Annotated in this window: 17 protein-coding genes; 9 read left to right on the plus strand and 8 right to left on the minus strand. The window is 63.3% G+C overall.

All coding sequences use genetic code 11. The annotated features are described in order from the left end of the window. Positions 1 to 67: 67 nt before the first annotated feature. The gene (locus tag C5J24_RS07450; RefSeq protein ID WP_105416931.1) at positions 68 to 1,138 is read right to left on the minus strand and encodes an ABC transporter substrate-binding protein; all 1,071 of its coding nucleotides are present in this window, start codon (positions 1,136 to 1,138) and stop codon (positions 68 to 70) included. A gap of 181 nt (positions 1,139 to 1,319) precedes the next feature. Here C5J24_RS07450 and C5J24_RS07455 point away from each other — a divergent pair, with 181 nt between their 5' ends. The 3 genes from C5J24_RS07455 (at position 1,320) to C5J24_RS07465 (ending at position 3,999) form a co-directional block, all read left to right on the plus strand. Next, a complete protein-coding gene (locus C5J24_RS07455; protein ID WP_105416933.1) occupies positions 1,320 to 1,829 on the plus strand; it encodes a DUF1993 family protein in 510 nt (169 codons plus the stop codon). An 83-nt stretch (positions 1,830 to 1,912) separates the two neighbouring features. After that, on the plus strand, positions 1,913 to 2,590 hold the full coding sequence (locus tag C5J24_RS07460; RefSeq protein WP_105416935.1) for a response regulator transcription factor: 678 nt from the start codon (positions 1,913 to 1,915) through the stop codon (positions 2,588 to 2,590). Further along, positions 2,587 to 3,999, plus strand: a complete 1,413-nt coding sequence (locus C5J24_RS07465) for a sensor histidine kinase (protein WP_105416937.1) — start codon at positions 2,587 to 2,589, stop codon at positions 3,997 to 3,999. The genes C5J24_RS07460 and C5J24_RS07465 overlap by 4 nt, the downstream gene beginning before the upstream one ends. A gap of 3 nt (positions 4,000 to 4,002) precedes the next feature. Here C5J24_RS07465 and nagA read toward each other — a convergent pair whose 3' ends face one another. Genes nagA through C5J24_RS07485 form a run of 4 tightly spaced genes read right to left on the minus strand, consistent with a single transcriptional unit; the run spans position 4,003 to position 7,857 of the window. After that, a complete protein-coding gene (gene nagA, locus C5J24_RS07470; RefSeq protein WP_105416939.1) occupies positions 4,003 to 5,163 on the minus strand; it encodes an N-acetylglucosamine-6-phosphate deacetylase in 1,161 nt (386 codons plus the stop codon). Beyond that, complete coding sequence (locus C5J24_RS07475; protein WP_172723884.1) at positions 5,160 to 6,191, minus strand: SIS domain-containing protein; 1,032 nt, start codon at positions 6,189 to 6,191, stop codon at positions 5,160 to 5,162. The genes nagA and C5J24_RS07475 overlap by 4 nt, the downstream gene beginning before the upstream one ends. Positions 6,192 to 6,208: 17 nt before the next feature. Further along, on the minus strand, positions 6,209 to 6,973 hold the full coding sequence (locus tag C5J24_RS07480) for a GntR family transcriptional regulator (RefSeq protein WP_105402267.1): 765 nt from the start codon (positions 6,971 to 6,973) through the stop codon (positions 6,209 to 6,211). Then, positions 6,970 to 7,857 carry an N-acetylglucosamine kinase gene (locus tag C5J24_RS07485; RefSeq protein WP_105402268.1) on the minus strand — a complete coding sequence of 296 codons (888 nt, stop codon included), beginning with the start codon at positions 7,855 to 7,857 and terminating at the stop codon, positions 6,970 to 6,972. The genes C5J24_RS07480 and C5J24_RS07485 overlap by 4 nt, the downstream gene beginning before the upstream one ends. 209 nt (positions 7,858 to 8,066) lie before the next feature. Here C5J24_RS07485 and C5J24_RS07490 point away from each other — a divergent pair, with 209 nt between their 5' ends. From C5J24_RS07490 to C5J24_RS07520, 6 genes are all read left to right on the plus strand, one after another. Continuing rightward, positions 8,067 to 8,981 carry an N-acetylmuramic acid 6-phosphate etherase gene (locus tag C5J24_RS07490; protein ID WP_105402269.1) on the plus strand — a complete coding sequence of 305 codons (915 nt, stop codon included), beginning with the start codon at positions 8,067 to 8,069 and terminating at the stop codon, positions 8,979 to 8,981. A 25-nt stretch (positions 8,982 to 9,006) separates the two neighbouring features. Continuing rightward, positions 9,007 to 10,275: an ABC transporter substrate-binding protein gene (locus C5J24_RS07495; RefSeq protein ID WP_105402270.1), complete on the plus strand. Its 1,269-nt coding sequence runs from the start codon at positions 9,007 to 9,009 to the stop codon at positions 10,273 to 10,275. 206 nt (positions 10,276 to 10,481) lie between these two features. Continuing rightward, positions 10,482 to 11,432 carry a carbohydrate ABC transporter permease gene (locus C5J24_RS07500; protein ID WP_105416941.1) on the plus strand — a complete coding sequence of 317 codons (951 nt, stop codon included), beginning with the start codon at positions 10,482 to 10,484 and terminating at the stop codon, positions 11,430 to 11,432. Between the two features lie 14 nt (positions 11,433 to 11,446). Beyond that, positions 11,447 to 12,286 (plus strand): carbohydrate ABC transporter permease, encoded by an 840-nt coding sequence (locus C5J24_RS07505; protein ID WP_105416943.1) that lies wholly within the window; start codon positions 11,447 to 11,449, stop codon positions 12,284 to 12,286. Positions 12,287 to 12,476: 190 nt separating this feature from the next. Continuing rightward, positions 12,477 to 13,538, plus strand: a complete 1,062-nt coding sequence (locus tag C5J24_RS07515) for a Gfo/Idh/MocA family protein (RefSeq protein WP_105416947.1) — start codon at positions 12,477 to 12,479, stop codon at positions 13,536 to 13,538. Positions 13,539 to 13,564: 26 nt separating this feature from the next. Further along, a complete protein-coding gene (locus C5J24_RS07520; protein ID WP_105416949.1) occupies positions 13,565 to 14,566 on the plus strand; it encodes an ABC transporter ATP-binding protein in 1,002 nt (333 codons plus the stop codon). Positions 14,567 to 14,627: 61 nt separating this feature from the next. Here the strand turns inward: C5J24_RS07520 and C5J24_RS07525 are convergent, their stop codons facing one another. Genes C5J24_RS07525 through argH form a run of 3 tightly spaced genes read right to left on the minus strand, consistent with a single transcriptional unit; the run spans position 14,628 to position 18,078 of the window. Further along, the gene (locus tag C5J24_RS07525) at positions 14,628 to 15,527 is read right to left on the minus strand and encodes a carbohydrate kinase family protein (protein WP_105416951.1); all 900 of its coding nucleotides are present in this window, start codon (positions 15,525 to 15,527) and stop codon (positions 14,628 to 14,630) included. After that, positions 15,524 to 16,564, minus strand: a complete 1,041-nt coding sequence (locus C5J24_RS07530) for an ABC transporter ATP-binding protein (RefSeq protein WP_105416953.1) — start codon at positions 16,562 to 16,564, stop codon at positions 15,524 to 15,526. Before C5J24_RS07530 ends, C5J24_RS07525 begins: the two co-directional genes overlap by 4 nt. Beyond that, positions 16,564 to 18,078, minus strand: coding sequence for an argininosuccinate lyase (gene argH / locus C5J24_RS07535; protein ID WP_105416955.1), 1,515 nt, complete (start codon positions 18,076 to 18,078; stop codon positions 16,564 to 16,566). Before argH ends, C5J24_RS07530 begins: the two co-directional genes overlap by 1 nt. Positions 18,079 to 18,086 lie beyond the last annotated feature (8 nt).

Consider the following 18,086-nt stretch of genomic DNA (forward strand, 5'->3'; position numbering starts at 1 on the left):
ACCTGACATTTTCCCTGGACTTGCCATTTGGCAAGGGGTTTCCACCCGCCGCCGCCGAATTTTGTGACTATTGCAGCCTGAGGACCTCGTTCCAGCGGGAAATCAGCCGTGCCCGCTTCACCTGGTCGAGATAGACCATCAGCCCGAGGCTGACCGGAACCGGCTTCAATTGTCCGCCAAGCATCTCCCGCAATGTCGTCGCGGTGTTGTTGCCGGCGACTTCCGGGCTGACGGCGGGGATCTGCAGTTCGCGGGCCATGATCGTCTGGCCTTCCTTCGACATGAAGAATTCGAGGTAACGCTTGCCGAGATCCGGAGCGGCGGCGGCCTGCGGCACCAGGCCGATGCGCGACATCACCACGGTATAGTCCTTCGGCAGCACGATGCCGACATCCGGATGACGGGAAGCCCAGTCGGCGGCATAGGAACCGAGAATATTGTATCCGAGCAGGAACCGTCCGTCGGCGACGCGCTCCAGGATCGCCTGGCTGGTCGAGTAGAGCTTCACGCCTGCAGCACCCATCGCCCGGATCACCGACCAGATATCGCCGAACTGCTCCTGGTCGCGCGCCATGAACAGGAAACCGACCCCGGAACGCTCGATGTCGTAGGTGCCGATCCGGCCGTAGACCGCATCGCCCCGCTTCTGGAGGAAATCGACCAGTTCGGCCCGGGTCGAGGGCGGGGACGAATCCTTGAAGCTCGGCTTGTGATAGACGAACACGGCCGGTTCGAAAGTCAGTGCGTAGGCCGTATTGCGCCAGTTCGCCCAGCCTGGCCATTGCCCGCTCATCGGCAGGTCGCTGCGCTGGGCGTAGCCGTCATTGGCGAGCTTCACCTGCAGGTCCATGGCGGAGGAAAAGGCGAAGTCGGCGGTCTTGCCGCCCGCGTCCGTTTCCCTGACGATCCGGTCGTATATCTCGCCGGTCAGCATGTCCTCGTAGCGCACCGCCACATCCGGATTGGCCGTCTGGAAGCCGGCGATCATCGGCTTGGCGAGCGGCTCGTCGAGCGAGGAATAGACCGTCAGCATCGGCGCGTCGTCCCGCCCGGAAAGCGCTTGGAACAGCTTGGTATCCGCCCCGGCGAGACCTGGCGAGACGGCAAGACAGAGGAGTGAGAAAAGCAGCCTTTTCATGGGCTCACAATGCCCCACCGCGGCGGCCGCGACAAGCCGATCGGGTGAGCCGTAACATTCCCGCCACAGGCGGTTCGATGCAACCGTCTGCCGGCTTGTTTTCCGATGCCCTGCCATTACCTGTGGTCGGTCTTTCGCGCCGGAAGCCCGGCGTCCCGTCCGTCAACGAAGGTTTCGCACCATGTCGCTTACGCTCTACGATATCACGGTACCGGTTTTCATCCGCGCTTTCGGCAACCTCACGGAAATCCTCAAGAAGGGCGAAGCCTTCGCCGACGAGAAGGGCATTGCCCATAAGGAACTGCTGGAAACCCGTCTGGTCCACGACATGTACCCGCTGACCGCCCAGATCCAGCGCGCCAGCGACACGGCGAAATTCGTGCCTGTCCGCGTCGGGCAGATCGACAGCATCGCGATGGCCGACGACGAAGTCACCTTCGCCGATCTGCATGCCCGCATTGAAAAGACCGTGGCCTTCCTGAACAGCGTCGACCCGGCCAGCATGGCGGACCGTGAGGACGCCGAGGTGATCCTGAAAACCCGCAGCGGCGAGACGAAGTTCACCGGCAAGAGCTATGTCCTCGGCTTCGCGCTGCCGAACTTCTATTTCCACGTCGCGACGGCCTACGCCATCCTGCGTCACAAGGGCGTTCCGATCGGCAAGATGGACTATATCGGCCGTTCCCAATAACGGTCGCGGTAACCACCGTATCAGCGCCTCAGTGACATCGCCGCTTCCGCGTTTATAATCGTCTGCGGAAGCGGGGAGATTTCGTGCGTATTCTTCTGGTCGAGGACAATCAGGCGCTGGCCGACGGGCTGTCGAAGATCCTGCGCGGCAGCGGTTATGCGGTCGATGCGGTCGCCGACGGCGCTTCGGCGGAAGCTGTCGCCGCCGCAGAGACCTATGATCTGGTCATCCTCGACCTGAACCTGCCGGAAATGGACGGACTTGACGTCCTGCGCGCCATGCGGGCGCGGGCGAACAAGGCGGCCGTTATGATCCTGACCGCCCGTGGCACGCCCGAGGAGCGAGTGAGGGGGCTCGATCTCGGTGCCGACGACTATATGATCAAGCCGTTCGACATCCCGGAATTCGAGGCGCGCATCCGCGTGCTGCTGCGCCGTCAGGCGGGTCTCCGCAGCTCGATCGTCAACTATGGCGGCATCACCTTCGACCTGAATTCGCGGACCTTTTCGAGCCAGGGCGTGCCCCTGGACCTGCCCGCACGCGAGGTGGCGCTTCTGGAACTGCTTTTCCTGCGCGCCGGCAAGGTGGTCTCCAAGGACGCGATCATGGCTTCGCTGACCGGCTTCGACGACGACCTTTCCGCCAACGCCATCGAGCAATATGTGAGCCGCCTGCGCCGGCGCCTCGCCCCGCACGGGCTTACCGTGAAGACCGCCCGCGGCATCGGGTATTATCTCGAAACCACGGCACCGACCGCATGACATCGGTCTCTCACGGCGCCCAACCCGTCCCGCCGATCGCCGCCTATTCCCTGCGCCGCCGGCTGCTCGCCTGGCTTCTTGTCTCGACGGCGGTGATCGGCACGATCGCCATGGTCGACACCTGGGACGAGGCGGTCGATACCGCAAACGACGTGTCCGACCGCGTGCTGGCCGGCTCCGCGTTGGCGATCGCCGAGCGGGTGATCGTTGCCGAGGACGGTTCTCTCGAAGTGGACATCCCCTACGTGGCCCTGGAGATGCTGACCTCGGCGGCCCAGGACCGCGTCTTCTACCGCGTCGATGGGCCGCCTGGAAAATTCATCACCGGCTATCAGACGCTGCCGTCGATCCCGCGCCGGGAAGGCCAGGCGGCTGCGTTCGAGAACGCCACGTTCCGTGGCGAGCCGATCCGCGTCGCTGCCCTTGCCCGCTCCGCCTCCACCGGCATCAATTCCGTGCCGTTCACGGTGACCGTGGCGGAAACCACCATCGCCCGCCAGCAGCTGACGCAGACGATCCTGATCCGCTCCGCGCTGCGCCTGCTGTTCATGATCGTCGGCGCCGCGATCATCGTCTGGGTGGCGGTGACGCTGTCGCTCCGCCCGCTCTACCGTTTCAGCGAGGCGATCGCCGAACGCAGCCCGGACGATCTTCACCCGATCAGCGAACGGGTGCCGAACGAGGTGCAGGGCCTTGTCGACACGGTCAATTCCTTCATGGTTCGCCTGGAAAGCGCGCTTGAGGCGCTACGGCATTTCACTGGAAATGCCAGCCACCAACTGCGCACGCCGCTCACCATTATCCGCACCCAGCTGGCCCTCGCCGACCGCGCGACCGAACTTGCCGAGGTCAAGGAGGCAGCCCGAAAGGCGGACGAGGCGGTGGCGGATGCCGAGCATATCCTCGCCCAGCTTCTGCTGATGGCGAAGATCGATGCGGCCACCCGGTCGGCCTCGATGCAGCGGGTTGACCTGACCGCGTTGGCGCGCGGTGCGACGGCCGACAACGTGCCGCTTGGCGCCGATGCCGGTATCGATCTCGGTTTCGAAGGGGAGGGGGAAATCATGGTTTCCGCCGAACCGCTGCTGATCGGCGAACTGATGAAGAACCTGATCGGCAATGCACTGCTTTATGCCGGAAACGGCGCCGAGGTGACGGTTCGGGTCAAGTCGGAAGACGGTGCCGCCATGCTGGAGGTCGAGGACGATGGTCCCGGCATTCCGCCGGAAAAACGGGCTTCGGTGCTCAGGCGTTTCGATCGCGGCGATCGCTCGGATAAGCTCGGCACCGGCCTCGGCCTGCCGATCGTCGAGGAGATCGCCCGCCTGCACGGGGCGACGATGATCCTCGCGGACGGTCGCGAGGGAAAGGGTTTGAAGGTCGAGATACGGTTTCCCGTAGCCGGCTAAGTCTTATTGCTGGTGAACCTTCGTGCCACCGATCCAGGTGCTTTTCATGCCGAGGTCATCAGTCAACAATACAAAATCCGCGTCGAAACCGGGTTTCAGCGCACCCTTGCGGTCGGCAAGGTAAGCGGCTTCCGCCGGATAGGTGGATGCCATGCGTAATGCCTCCTCGACCGGCAGGTCGAGCGCCTCATGCGCAAACCGGACCGATGAGATCATGTCGATGTCGGCGCCGGCGAGTGTGCCGTCGGCGAGCGTCAGGCGCCCGTCCTGGCGCAGGATCTCTCGGCCATTCAGCGTAAAGCTCTTCATGTCGGTGCCGATGGTCGACATCGCGTCGGTGACGATGAAGATCTTGCCGGGTCCGTTCTTGGCCCTGAGCGCGACGTCCATTGCGGCCGGATGCACATGGATGCCGTCGGCAATGATCCCGACATAGAGCGAACCGATATCGAGTGCGGCGCCGACGACGCCCGGCTGGCGGTGGCCGAGCGGGCTCATGGCATTGAAAAGATGGGTAACGGTGCGAACGCCAGCCTCGGCATAGGCCTTGGCGGTCTCGTAGGTCGTGTCGGTATGGCCGAGGCTCACCATGAAGCCGGCCTGCGCCAGCCTCTCGGCCTGTTGCGTCGTGACATTCTCCGGCGCGACGGTGATCATCATCGCATCGAACACGCCGCGGCAGGAGAGCATCAGCTCGACGTCCTTCTCCCCCATCGGCCGGATCAGTTTCGGGTCATGCGCACCCTTGCGCGCGATCGAAAGATGCGGACCTTCGAGATGCAGGCCGAGGAAACCCGGCATGCCTTCGGCCTTCGCCTGCTTGCCGGCCTCGACCGTCCTGGACGTGATGTCGTAGGTGTCGGTGATCAACGTCGGCAGCAGCGCCGTCGTGCCGAACTTGGCATGCGCGGCGCAGATCTGCCTGAGACCCGCGACCGTCGGCTCCTCGTTCAGCAGCACTCCACCGCCGCCATTCACCTGCAGGTCGATGAAGCCCGGCACGATCAGCCCGCCTCCGGCATCGATCCTCTCGATGCCTTCCGGCAGCTTGGATGTCGATTGGATCGCTTCGACTTTGCCGTCCGCAAAAACGAGCGCGGCATCCTCGTGCCAGAAGGTGCCGTCGAAGATGCGGGCGCCGGTAATGGCTTTCGACGTGCTCATAGCGTCTCGGTCACCTTCTTGAGTGCGACAGGCGCATCGGGATTAAAGCCCTTGGCGCGCGACCAGGCTTCGACGAAACCGTAGAAGGGCAGGATGAGCGTCAGCGCATCGGTGATCGGGTGGCCGGTCGCGACGAAGGGCAGCCTGCGGGCGTCTTTGACCTTGTCGGAGGTCGCAAACGCGAGGGCGCCCTTGGCCGCCAGGTTGTCGGCAATCTCGATGGCCGAGGCTTCGGCCGCATCGCGCGCCGCGAAGGTGACGACCGGAAAACGCTTTTCGACCAGCGCCACCGGCCCGTGCAGCACTTCGGCCGCCGAATAGGCTTCCGCATGCATGTTGGAGGTTTCCTTGAATTTCAGCGCCGCCTCGCTGGCGATCGCCAGTGCCGGGCCGCGGCCGAGCATGTAGAGCGATTCCGCATCGCCGAGCTCGTTGGCAAGCGCGCTCCAGTCGAGCTTGACCGCCTTTTCGAAATGCTCCGGCAGGTTGCGAATGGCTGCTTTCAGCGCCTCGTCGCCGACCCACTCCGACAACAGCGCAAGGCCGGCAACGATCGAGTTGACGAAGGACTTCGTCGCCGCAACGGCGAGTTCCGGCCCGGCATTGATATTGATCGCGTGAGCCGAAGCGCTTGCGATCGGCGAGGGGAGCGTATTGGTGAGCGCAATGGTGACGGCGCCGGCCTTGGCCGCGGCTTCAGTCATCGCGACGATATCCGGGCTCTTGCCGGACTGGGAAATGGCAATCGCCGCACCGCCGTCGAGCTTCAGCTTGGCGCCGTAGATCGAAGCAAGCGAAGGTCCGAGCGAGGCGACCGGCCGGCCGGCGGTGAGTTCGACCGCATATTTGATGAAGGTCGCTGCATGGTCAGAGGAGCCGCGTGCAATGGTAATCAGAAAGGCCGGGTCCTTTTCGCGCAGCGCCCGGCCGGCAGCGGCAAGCTCGGCCGCCGAGCCGTCGAGCAGGCGTGCGGCCGCTTCCGGTATCTCGTCGATCTCTTTGCGCATGTTGGTCATATTGGTCAGCATAATATCGTCCTCGAAGATCAGTTTTCGCCGAGCGAAAGCTCGGCCACGAAATCATAGGCATCGCCGCGATAGAGCGAGCGGGTGAGTTCCACCACACGGCCGGATGCCAGGTATGAAACCCGCTCAATCGAAAGCCCGGCGGAACCGATCGGCACGGCCAGCAGCCCGGCATCCGGGTTCTTCATATTGCAGGCCGATATCCGCTGTATGGCGCGTACCGGCCTCGCATCCTTTTTCCCGAGCTCCGCATAGAGCGAATTGGTTACAGCCGAAGGATCCGGCAGGAAATCGGCGGAAATGCTGGCGCGCTCGATCGCAAGCGGCATGTCGTTGCCAAGGCGAAGGCGTCCTAGACGGGCGACCCTGGTGCCGGGCGCAAGGCCGAGCATCATCATTTCCTCGGGCGAGGGGTGGAAAAGCCCGCGTTCCAGCCATTCGGATCGCGTCACCAGCCCACGCCGTGCCATATCCTCGGTAAACGACGTGAGGCGGGTGAGCGGCTGCTCGACGCGCGACATCGGCTTGACCACGAACGTGCCCGAGCCGTGCTTGCGGGTGAGTAGCCCGTCCTTGACGAGATCGTCGACGGCCTTGCGCACCGTGACGCGGCTGACATTGGCGTAGTCGGCGAGATCGCGTTCCGCCGGCAGGGCGTCGCCATGCCCGAGCTTGCCGGTGCGGATCGCCTCTTCGAGGCTCTGGCGCAGCTTTCGGTAAAGCGGCCCGGTGCCGGCCGATTGCAGGCCGTCGAGCGGCAGGATGGCGGCTAGCATCTGGTTCATGCGCGAAGCTCCGCCCGCGCCCCATAGGTCTTGACCGCAAGCGCCACAGCGCCGGTCAACGCGTCGGCCAGCGGTTCGGACAACCGGGCGCGATGCCGTTCGGCCAGATATTCGGGATAAAGCGGCGCAAGCCCGCCGAGCAGGCAGAGCCGGCCTTTCCCCCTGGTGATACGGTTCACGGCGTCAAGCGCCTCGTCAATGCCCGTTGCCCCAGTCTTGAGAATGCGGATAGCCGCCTCGTCGCCCTGCCGCGCGAAGTCGAACACCTTGGGCGTATGACGCCCGAAATCGCCGGGCTTCGCCAGCCGGGCGAAATCGACCACCTTTTCCGGATTGCCGTCGAATTCGGCGAGTACGGCCTTCGACAGGCCGGACATCGGATGGATGTTGTCATAGGCAAGCAGGCTTTCCTGCAGCGCGAGCTGGCCGAGCCGAGCGCCGCTGCCGAGATCGCTCACCTGAAAGCCCCAGCCGGCGACCGAATGAAGTCTGCCTTCATGCCGGGCGATATAGACCGTGCCGGTGCCGACGATCCCGATCGCCCCATCCTCGTTGCCGATTGCTCCCTGCAGCGCGATCACGCCGTCCGACACGATATCCGACTGCTTGAAAGGCAGCCGTGCCTGCACATAACTCACTGCATCGCCGACATTGTTGCCCGCAAGGCCGAGCACGGCGGATGTGGCGGAAAGGTCCGGCTCAAGCCCGGCTTCGGCAAAAGCGAGTCGGGACGCCTCGGCGATATGCCTGAGGGCCGTGTCGGGGTCGGTCAGGATATTGGAAGCGCCGCTTTTGCCGCGGCCGAGGATCATGCCGTTTCCGTCAGCAAGTGCCGCGCGGCAGCTTGTTCCGCCGCCATCGATTCCGATAAAATAGGCCGCCATGGGTACCTCCGGGCCGAATAATACCAAAAACGTACCAATAACCAAGCATGATTTCGAAAATCTCAGGGTCGCAGGTTTCATCCTATTGATTACATGGGTATATTTTGCCGGACTTTTGTCGAAGTTATCGATCCGTTCATAAAAGTTAATTTTCCTTCTGGACAATTGGTATTTTTTTGGCATCATTTTGGATGAGAGGGAGAAACCGGATGAGCAGAACTGCCACCGAGGCAAGACATGGGAAAGCGGAAGGGCTCGATACGCTCGCGCCCGCCGAAATCCTCGTGCTTCTCGCCTCCGGCCAGCAGGCGGCAGCCAAGGCTGTCGACCATGCCGTCCCGGCGATCGCCAAAGCCGCCGATCTCATGGCCGCCGCTTTGAAATCCGGCGGCAAGGTGGTTTACGCGGGTGCCGGCAGCGCCGGCCTCGTGGCGATGGCCGATGCCATGGAACTGCCTGGCACATACGGCATACCGCCCGAACGGATCGCCATCCTGTTTGCCGGCGGTGTTCCCACCATTGCCGATCTGCCCGGTGGTCCCGAAGACGATGCCTCGCTCGGCGAACGGGATGCCGATATCGTCGATGCGGCCGATTGCATCATCTGCGTGTCCGCGAGCGGTTCGACCCCTTACACGGTTGCCGTCGCCGAAACCGCGAAACGCCGCGGCGCGAAACTCGTGGCGATGGCCAACAATGCCGGCGCAAAGCTGTTCGAGGGCGCCGATGCGGCGATCCTGCTCGAAACGCCGCCGGAAGTCGTCGCGGGCTCCACCCGCATGGGTGCCGCCACGGCCCAGAAGATCGCCTTCAACATGCTGTCGACGCTCACCGCCGTCAAACTCGGCCACGTGCATGACGGCCACATGGTCAATCTGCGTGCCGACAACGGTAAGCTGCGCGTCCGCGCCGCCCGCATCGTGGCCGATATCGCCGGCATCGGGTTTGACGCGGCCCGGATCTGGGTCGAGGCCGCCGAAGGGTCGGTGAAGGTCGCGGTTCTGCTTGCTGCGGGCGCGATCGATGTCGAGGCCGCCAAGAGCTTGCTTGCCCGTTCGGACGATATGCTGCGCGTAGCGCTTGCCGAATTGCAGGCGTCCAAGAGTTCCATGAAACGCGCCTGAAGGCGCATATAAAAGGGAGAACATCATGACACGCATATTGAAAAGCATACTTTTTGCCACGACCGTACTTGCGCCGGCGGGTCTTGTCGCGACCGGCGCGTCCGCGCAGACCGCAACGCTCACCATCGAGAGCTGGCGCAATGACGACCTGCCGATCTGGCAGCAGAAGATCATCCCGGCCTTCGAGGCCAAGAATCCCGGCATCAAGGTGAGCTTCGCGCCGATGGCGCCGACGGAATACAATTCCGCCGTCAACGCCAAGCTCGAAGCCGGCACCGCGGGTGACCTCATCACCTGCCGTCCGTTCGACCTGTCGCTCGCCATGTTCCAGAAGGGCCAGCTTGCCTCGCTGAACGACCTGCCGGGCATTTCCAATTTCTCCGACGTCGGCAAGTCCGCCTGGAGCACTGACGACGGCAAGACCACCTTCTGCGTGCCGATGGCCTCCGTCATCCACGGCTTCATCTACAACAAGAAGGCCTTCACGGATGTGGGCGTCCAGATCCCGAAGACCGAGGACGAATTCTTCGCGGCTCTCGAAAAATTCAAGAAGGACGGCAAATACATCCCGCTCGCCATGGGCACCAAGGACCAGTGGGAAGCGGCGACCATGGGCTATTACAATATCGGCCCGAACTACTGGAAGGGCGAGGACGGCCGCAAGGCACTGATCGCAGGCAAGGAAAAGCTGACCGACGCGGCCTGGGTCGAGCCTTACAAGACGCTCGCCAAGTGGAAGCCCTATCTCGGCGACGGTTTCGAAGCCCAGACCTATCCGGACAGCCAGAACCTCTTCACGCTCGGCCGCGCCGCCATCTATCCGGCCGGTTCCTGGGAAATCGCTCCGTTCAAGGCGCAGGCCGATTTCGAAATGGGCGCCTTCCCGCCGCCGGTGAAGAAGGCAGGCGATACCTGCTACATTTCCGACCATAACGACATCGGCATCGGCCTCAACGCCAAGGGCAAGAACCTCGAAGCCGCCAAGAAATTCCTGTCCTGGGTCGCTTCGCCGGAATTTGCCGATCTTTATGCCAACGCAGCACCGGGCTTCTTCAGCCTGAACTCGACGCCGGTGAAGATGCAGGACGCGCTTGCTCAGGAATTCGTCTCCTGGCGCCAGAACTGCAAGCAGACGATCCGCCCGAGCGCTGCCGTCGTCGGCCGCGGCCAGCCGAATCTCGACCTCGAAATGTGGCGTGTCTCGGCCAACGTCATCAACGGCACCCAGACCCCGGAACAGGCCGCTGCCGAAACCCAGAAGGGCCTCGACAGCTGGTACAAGCCGGCGAAGTGAGCATCTCAAAGACCCTCTCTGGCCTGCCGGCCATCTCCCCCACAAGGGGGGAGAAAACTCGCGGAACCGGCTCGTCCTTGCCGAAACGGCGAGGCAGGTTAGTCCCTCCCCGTTGTGGGGAGGGGGTTGGGGAGGGGTCTTTTTGTCTAAGCAAGACCTCCCGTAAGGGAGCATAATTCCTATACAACCCACCGGAACCCAAACCCATGAGCGATACCGAAATTGCCGATATCGAAACGGTTCCGGTGAAACGCGCCACCCGCTGGCATATCGCCGTTTTCCTGGCGCCGGCTTTCCTCGTCTATACGGCGGTGATGATCCTGCCGCTGATCGAGACGCTGCGGCTGTCGCTCTTCAACATGGTCGAGGGCCAGCTTGCCTTCGTCGGCCTCAACAATTTCAAGACCCTGTTCGGCGATCCGCGCCTTTCCGCCGATTTCTGGAACGCGCTCCGCAACAACGTGATCTTCTTCATCATCCACATGCTGGTGCAGAACCCGGTCGGCATCGCGATTGCCGCCATGCTGTCGCTGCCCGGCCTGCGGTTCGCGGCCTTCTACCGTTCGGCGATCTTCGTGCCGACGCTGCTCTCCTTCGTCATCGTCGGCTTCATCTGGAAGCTGATCCTGTCGCCGATCTGGGGCATCGCGCCGAGCCTGATGGATTTGGTCGGCCTGAAATGGGCCTTTGCGCCCTGGCTCGGCAAGGCGGAGACTGCGCTCATCGCCGTCTCGCTGATCTCCGTCTGGCAATATGTCGGCATTCCGATGATGCTGATCTATGCGGCGCTGCTCAACATCCCCGACGAGGTGCTGGAAGCCGCCGAATGCGACGGCATTACCGGCTGGAGCCAGTTCTGGAAGATCAAGCTGCCGCTGATCCTGCCCTCGATCGGTATCGTCTCGGTCCTGACCTTCGTCGGCAATTTCAACGCCTTCGACTTGGTCTACACGGTGCAGGGCGCGCTTGCCGGGCCCAACGGCTCGACCGACATTCTCGGCACACTGCTTTACCGCACCTTCTTCGGCTTCCAGAACCAGATGGGCGACCGTTCCATGGGCGCCACCATCGCGGCCGTGATGTTCCTGATCATCCTCGCCGGCGTCGCGCTCTATCTTTTCGTCATCCAGCGGCGCATGCGCCGCTACCAGTTCTGAAGGGAGCGCCAGATATGTCGAAAGCCCGCTCCGCCCCCGCCCGTGCCGCCTTCATCCACCTGGCGCTGATCGCCTATACGCTGGTGGCGCTGTTTCCGGTGTTCCTGACGCTGGTCAATTCGTTCAAGAGCCGCAGCGCGATCTTCAGCCAGCCAATGGCCCTGCCGACACCCTCAACCTTCAGCCTGATCGGTTACCAGACCGTGCTGAGCCAGGGCAATTTCGTCGGTTATTTCCAGAACAGCCTGATCGTCACCGTCGTCTCAATCGCGCTCGTCCTGCTGTTCGGCGCCATGGCCGCCTTCGCGCTGTCCGAATACCGGTTCCGCGGTAACATGCTGATGGGGCTCTATCTCGCTCTCGGCATCATGATCCCGATAAGGTTGGGCACGGTGGCAATCCTGCAGGGCATGGTCGCGGCCGGTCTCGTCAACACGCTGACCTCGCTGATCCTGGTCTACACGGCGCAGGGCCTGCCGCTGGCGATCTTCATCCTGTCGGAATTCATGCGCACCGTCTCCGACGACCTGAAGAGCGCCGGCCGCATCGACGGCCTGTCCGAATATGCGATCTTCTTCCGCCTCGTGCTGCCGCTGGTGCGCCCCGCCATGGCGACGGTCGCGGTCTTCACCATGATCCCGATCTGGAACGACCTCTGGTTCCCGCTGATCCTGGCGCCAGGCGAGGCCACCAAGACGGTGACCTTGGGCGCCCAGATGTTCATCGGCCAGTTCGTCACCAACTGGAACGCCGTGCTCGCGGCCCTGTCGCTGGCGATCCTGCCGGTCATGGTTCTTTATGTCATCTTCTCGCGGCAGCTGATCCGGGGGATTACGTCGGGGGCGGTGAAGTGATGGCGTCCGCATGTGAGGATAGGGCGCGCGCCCTCACCCGGCCTCCGCTCCGCTCGGCCACCCTCTCCCCAAGGGGAGAGGAGGGAATAGCCACGTCGCGGCATATCCTCTTCTCCCCAGCGGGGAGAAGGTGCCGGCAGGCGGATGAGGGGGTGACCCGGTACGCTGTCTCAAACAAGGAGACAAACACATGAACTCCACCCGCCCCATCCGTGTTCTTGTCGCCGGCCTTGGCAACATGGGCAGGAGCCATGCGCTCGCCTATCACGACAATCCGGGCTTCGAGATCGTCGGCCTCGTCAACCGCTCGCGGCGCGACCTGCCGGCCGAGCTCGAAGCCTATCCACTGTTCTCCGATTTCGAGCAGGCGCTGAACGAGACCAAGCCGGATCTCTGCTCGATCAACACCTATTCGGATAGCCACGCCGAGTATGCGGTCATGGCTTTCGAGGCCGGCTGCGACGTGTTCGTGGAAAAGCCGCTGGCGACCACGGTTGCCGATGCCGAGCGCGTCGTGGCGGCAGCGAAGCAGCACGGCCGCAAACTCGTGGTCGGTTATATCCTCCGTCACCACCCTTCCTGGATGCGGCTGATCGAGGAAGCGCGAAAGCTCGGCCCGCCCTACGTCTTCCGCATGAACCTCAACCAGCAGTCCTCTGGCCTCAAGTGGGACGTCCACAAGGCCCTGATGCAGACCACCCCGCCGATCGTCGATTGCGGCGTGCATTATGTGGACGTCTGGTGCCAGATCACCGATGCGAAAGCCGTCGAAGTCCGCGGCATGGGCCTGCGCATGACCGACGAGGTCGCGCCGGACATGTACAATTACGGCCATATGCAGGTTCTGTTCGATGACGGCTCGGTCGGTTGGTACGAGGCCGGCTGGGGGCCGATGATGTCGGAAATGGCCTTCTTCGTGAAGGACGTCATGTCGCCGAAGGGTTCGGTGTCTATCCTCGTCGATGCCAAGGCGAAATCCGACGATATCGACACTCACACCAAGACCTCGGTCATCCGCGTCCATTCGGCCGAGACCGGCCCGGACGGCCAGTTCGTCCGCCGCGACGAGGACTTTGCCATGACCGGCGAGCCGGATCATCAGAAACTCTGCGATCTCGAACAGGCCTATGTGCTGAAAGCGATCCGCGAAAATATCGACCTCACCCGGCACATGGACGATGCCGTCCAGTCGCTGCGCATCTGCCTTGCGGCGGACGAAAGCGTGCGCACCGGCGCACCCGTCCGCCTCTAGAAGTCCGGTTTGTAAGGAAAACGCCCTTGGGTTCGCTTCAACTGAAATCCATCCGCAAGGCCTTCGGTCCTCACGAGGTACTGAAGGGCATCGATCTCGAGGTCCAGGACGGCGAGTTCGTGATCTTCGTCGGTCCCTCCGGCTGCGGCAAGTCCACGCTGCTCAGGGTCATTGCCGGCCTTGAAGATGCGACCAGCGGCAGCGTCAGGATCGATGGTGCGGAAGTCATCAACACGCCGCCTGCCAAGCGCGGCATCGCCATGGTCTTCCAGTCCTACGCGCTTTATCCGCACCTGACGGTCAAGGACAATATGGGCCTTGGCCTCAAGCAGGCGGGCACCGAAAAGGCCGAAATCGACACCCGCGTCGCCAAGGCGTCCGGCATGCTGTCGCTCGACCCCTATCTCGCCCGCCGCCCGGCCGAGCTTTCCGGCGGCCAGCGCCAGCGCGTCGCGATCGGCCGCGCCATCGTGCGCGAACCAAAACTCTTCCTCTTCGACGAGCCGCTGTCGAACCTCGATGCCGCCTTGCGCGTCCAGACCCGCCTGGAGATCGCCGGCCTGCACCGGCGGCTGAAGGCGACGATGATCTACGTCACCCATGATCAGGTCGAGGCGATGACGCTCGCCGACAAGATCGTCGTGCTGAATGCCGGCGCGATCGAGCAGATCGGCTCGCCGATGGAGCTTTACAACAAGCCGGCTAACGTCTTCGTCGCAGGTTTCATCGGCTCGCCGCAGATGAATTTCATCGCTGCCGAAAAGCTCGGCCAAACCGGCGCTGAGACGATCGGCGTTCGCCCCGAACATATCGCCCTCTCTCGCGAAAGCGGCGACTGGAAGGGCAAGGTCATCCATGTCGAGCACCTCGGCGCCGACACCATCGTCTATCTGGAAACGGAGGCGACCGGCCTTCTGACCGTCCGCCTGTTCGGCGAACATGCCTATGCGCCCGACGACGTGGTGTTCGCGACGCCGGACAGGGCGAGCCTGCACCGGTTCGACGCCAACGACCGCGCCATCGTCTGAAGGGCTTCATTCATTCCGCAATTTCGGACGGAAAGCCGCTGCGCACTTTTCCTGGAATTGCTTAATCGCCGCTCGCGAGCAGCTTGGCGCCGCCGGCGGCCTGGACGGCGCGGCTGCCGAACCGGATGCCTGCCTTGAGGCAGGCTTCATCCGACGCCTCGTTCAGCCAGGCATCGATAAAGCCGGCATTGAAGGCGTCGCCGGCCCCGGTCGTGTCGATCACCGGCACGGTCTCCGCCGGCGCATGCAGCATCCGGCCGTTCGACATCGCCCAGGCGCCCTTCGCGCCTCCCTTCAGCAGGACCAGCGGAAAGGCCGGCGACAGTTTTGCAAGCGCGGCTTCCGGATCGGCCGAACCGGTGATTGCTTCCGCCTCTTCCAGGTTGGGCAGAAAGAGATCGACGCCCTCGCAGGCCCGCAGCAGGCCGCGGTCATAGATCAGCGTTGCGTCCCAGCTCGGATCCAGCGAAACGGTCAGGCCCTTTTCCTTGGCGCGGGAAACGAGGTCCGGAATCTCGTGCAGCGTCGCATATTCGGCGATGTGCAGGTGGCGGGCTTCGTCCCAGTCGAGCGCGGCGTCGAGCGTGGCGGGCAGGGCAGGGCCGGCGCGGCGGGTGAGAAAGGCGCGGTCCTGGCCGACGACGGCCGCGACCGTCACCTGCGGTCCGGCATCTTGCGCATGTTCGACGAAACGCAGGTCGACGCCGCTGTCGCGGATCTGCTCCTCGACGCCTGATGACAGCGAATCCGTGCCGAGTCGGGCGGCAAGCGCTACCTTGCGGCCGGCATGGGCAAGGTGGGCGGCCGCGATGAAGGCGCCGCCGCCAGCCGCGATCTCCATGCCGCTGGCATAAATCTCGCGCCCGAGCACCGGCAGGTGGCCGAGGCCCGTGAAAATCAGGTCGCAATAGATCCGCCCGATGCTGAGCACCGCGGATCTTTTCTCTGCATGCGTCATCATGAACGGCCCAGAAATCTCTCTGTGCTGGCATCGAAGAGGTAAAGGTCGCCGGGAGCGGCTTCGCAGGTGAGCGTGCTTCCGACAGTCGGCACGAATTTTTCGCGCACGGTCGCGATGATCGACGTATCAGCCACGTCCAGATGCACCAGCGTTTCCGGCCCCAACGGCTCGACGGCCGAGACCGTTCCGGTCACCGTGAAGCCGTTGCTGCCGGTAACGGTGGCATGGGCAATCAGGTCATGCGGGCGCACGCCGATCAGGATATCGCCGACCGGTGCCATTACCGCACCCGAAGCGGTGCGACGGCCGCGCACGAGGTTCATCGAAGGGCTGCCGATGAAGCGGGCGGTGAACACGTCGACCGGGGCATCGTAGAGCTCCGACGGCGTGCCGACCTGCAGGATCACGCCGTCCTTCATCACCACGATCCGGTCGGCCATGGTCATGGCCTCGATCTGATCGTGGGTGACGTAGACGGTGGTGGTCTTCAGCTTTTGATGCAGCCGCTTGATCTCGATGCGCATTTGCGCACGAAGCTGGGCGTCGAGGTTGGACAGCGGCTCGTCGAACAGGAAGGCGGAGGGGTCGCGCACCATGGCGCGGCCGATCGCGACACGCTGGCGTTGGCCGCCGGAAAGTGCGGCCGGCCGGCGATCGAGCAGGGCTTCGAGGCCGAGGATCTTGCCGGCTTCCTCGATCCGCTTGTCCTTCTCGGCCTTGTCGAGCTTTGAGGTATATAGCCCGAAACCGATGTTCTGGCGCACGGTCATATGCGGATAGATCGCATAGTTCTGGAAGACCATGGCGATATTGCGCTGCTTCGGCTCGCGCTCGTTGACGACTTCCGAGCCGATCTTCAGCGTGCCGTCGGAGATTTCCTCAAGCCCTGCGATCATCCTGAGCGTCGTCGACTTGCCGCAGCCCGAGGGGCCGACGAAGACGACGAATTCGCCATCGGCGATCGAGAGGTCGATGCCCTTGACGACCTCGACCTTGCCGTAGCGCTTCACCAGTTTTTCAAGTTCGATCGTCGCCATCAGCGGGCTCCCGTCAGGGCGGTGAATTTCTGGTTCAGCTCAGTGGCTGCCTTCGCCTCATGGTCCGCAGCCTTCTTGGCTTCGGCTTCGAAGGCGGCCAGCTTGTCGCGATAGGCAGCGATTGCGGCCTGCATCGGCTCAGGGGCAGGACCGCCGAAACGGGCGCGCACGGCGACGAAATGTTCGGGCGAAACGATCTCCTTGAACTTCTGGAGATCGATGGAAGGCTTGCGGCCGGCCGAATGTTCGAAGGCCTTGAGGAATGGCTCGTAGCCGTCATTCGGCAGATCGCCCCTGGCTGCGACGACGCTCTTTGCCGTTGCAGCGGCAATCTCATGCGCCTCGCGGAACGAAAGCCCCTCGATGCGCACCAGCGAGTCGGCAAGTTCGGTAATGGTAATGCAGGACCGGCGGATATTCTGGTCGACGCGCTCCGGATCGATGCTGATCTGGGCGATCAACGCCGCAAGCAGATCGAGCACGCGGCCGGCCGAGGCGAAGGCCTCGTAGCCCATCCCTTGCGTTTCGCCCTCGCTGTCGTTCATGTCGGTGAACGGCGTGTTGTGCATCACGTCGAGCACGGTGCGGGCCCGGCCCATCGTCTGGCTGGCGAGATGGCGCAGGTGTTCGATTGGCACCGGATTGCGCTTCTGCGGCATGATCGAGGAGATCTGCACCAGCGCGTTCGGCACGTAGATCTGCCCGACTTCGAAACTCGTCCAGAACTGAAAATCCTGGATCAGGCGGCCGAGATGCAGGAACATCAGTTCGATCGCCGAATAGGTGGACGTCGTGTAGTCGACCGCGGCGATGCAGGAATAGGAATTGCGCAGTGGCGCGGAAAAACCGAGCAACTCGGCGACCCTGGCGCGGTCGATCGGGAAACCGGACGTGGTGATCGCGGCAGCCCCCATCGGCGACAGGTCGACGATTTTCCGGGCCTCGGCAAACCGCTCGATGTCGCGGACCAGCACTTCGATCGCGGCCGAGAGATAGTGCCCGAACGTCGTCGGCTGGGCCGGCTGGCCGTGGGTATAGGCAACGATCAGCGTCGCCTTTTCGCGCTCGGCGGCATCGATCATCGTGGCCAGCAGGCGTCTCGCCTTGCCCATCAGCGCGTCGATCTTGTCCTTGAGGCCGAGCTTGAAGAGCGTGTGGTCGATGTCGTTGCGCGAGCGGGCGGTATGCAGGCGCCCGGCGATATCGACACCGATACGGGCCTTCAGCTCCTTTTCGATCAGGAAGAAGAAGTCCTCGACCTCGCCGGTATAAACGAGCGTCGAGGGATCGATTTCCGTGTCGATCGCCTCCAATGCGCCGGCGATCTTGGACGCGATTTCCGCGTCAAGGATGCCGGTCTCGACCAGCATGACGAGATGCGCGCGGTCGATCCTGCGGAACCCATCTACGTGATGGCTCTTGGCGCCGTCGAAGAGGGGGCGGAGCACGGTTTCCTTGTAGACCGGATCGGGGAACGTGCTGGTGTCGGAAAGGCGCGGGTTGATGTCCGCCATGGTTTTAT

Origin of the sequence: Neorhizobium sp. T25_27, assembly GCF_002968565.1 — a bacterium.
GTDB classification, from domain to species: domain Bacteria; phylum Pseudomonadota; class Alphaproteobacteria; order Rhizobiales; family Rhizobiaceae; genus Neorhizobium; species Neorhizobium tomejilense.

Bases quoted from the DNA above. Each gene is read 5' to 3' on its own strand.
- nagA (WP_105416939.1), bottom strand. From the start codon at position 5,163: ATGAGCACGTCGAAAGCCATTACCGGCGCCCGCATCTTCGACGGCACC.
- argH (WP_105416955.1), bottom strand. From the start codon at position 18,078: ATGGCGGACATCAACCCGCGCCTTTCCGACACCAGCACGTTCCCCGAT.
- C5J24_RS07475 (WP_172723884.1), bottom strand. From the start codon at position 6,191: ATGCTGACCAATATGACCAACATGCGCAAAGAGATCGACGAGATACCG.
- C5J24_RS07525 (WP_105416951.1), bottom strand. From the start codon at position 15,527: ATGATGACGCATGCAGAGAAAAGATCCGCGGTGCTCAGCATCGGGCGG.
- C5J24_RS07450 (WP_105416931.1), bottom strand. From the start codon at position 1,138: ATGAAAAGGCTGCTTTTCTCACTCCTCTGTCTTGCCGTCTCGCCAGGT.
- C5J24_RS07530 (WP_105416953.1), bottom strand. From the start codon at position 16,564: ATGGCGACGATCGAACTTGAAAAACTGGTGAAGCGCTACGGCAAGGTC.
- C5J24_RS07515 (WP_105416947.1), top strand. From the start codon at position 12,477: ATGAACTCCACCCGCCCCATCCGTGTTCTTGTCGCCGGCCTTGGCAAC.
- C5J24_RS07505 (WP_105416943.1), top strand. From the start codon at position 11,447: ATGTCGAAAGCCCGCTCCGCCCCCGCCCGTGCCGCCTTCATCCACCTG.
- C5J24_RS07490 (WP_105402269.1), top strand. From the start codon at position 8,067: ATGAGCAGAACTGCCACCGAGGCAAGACATGGGAAAGCGGAAGGGCTC.
- C5J24_RS07495 (WP_105402270.1), top strand. From the start codon at position 9,007: ATGACACGCATATTGAAAAGCATACTTTTTGCCACGACCGTACTTGCG.
- C5J24_RS07465 (WP_105416937.1), top strand. From the start codon at position 2,587: ATGACATCGGTCTCTCACGGCGCCCAACCCGTCCCGCCGATCGCCGCC.
- C5J24_RS07485 (WP_105402268.1), bottom strand. From the start codon at position 7,857: ATGGCGGCCTATTTTATCGGAATCGATGGCGGCGGAACAAGCTGCCGC.
- C5J24_RS07455 (WP_105416933.1), top strand. From the start codon at position 1,320: ATGTCGCTTACGCTCTACGATATCACGGTACCGGTTTTCATCCGCGCT.
- C5J24_RS07480 (WP_105402267.1), bottom strand. From the start codon at position 6,973: ATGAACCAGATGCTAGCCGCCATCCTGCCGCTCGACGGCCTGCAATCG.
- C5J24_RS07500 (WP_105416941.1), top strand. From the start codon at position 10,482: ATGAGCGATACCGAAATTGCCGATATCGAAACGGTTCCGGTGAAACGC.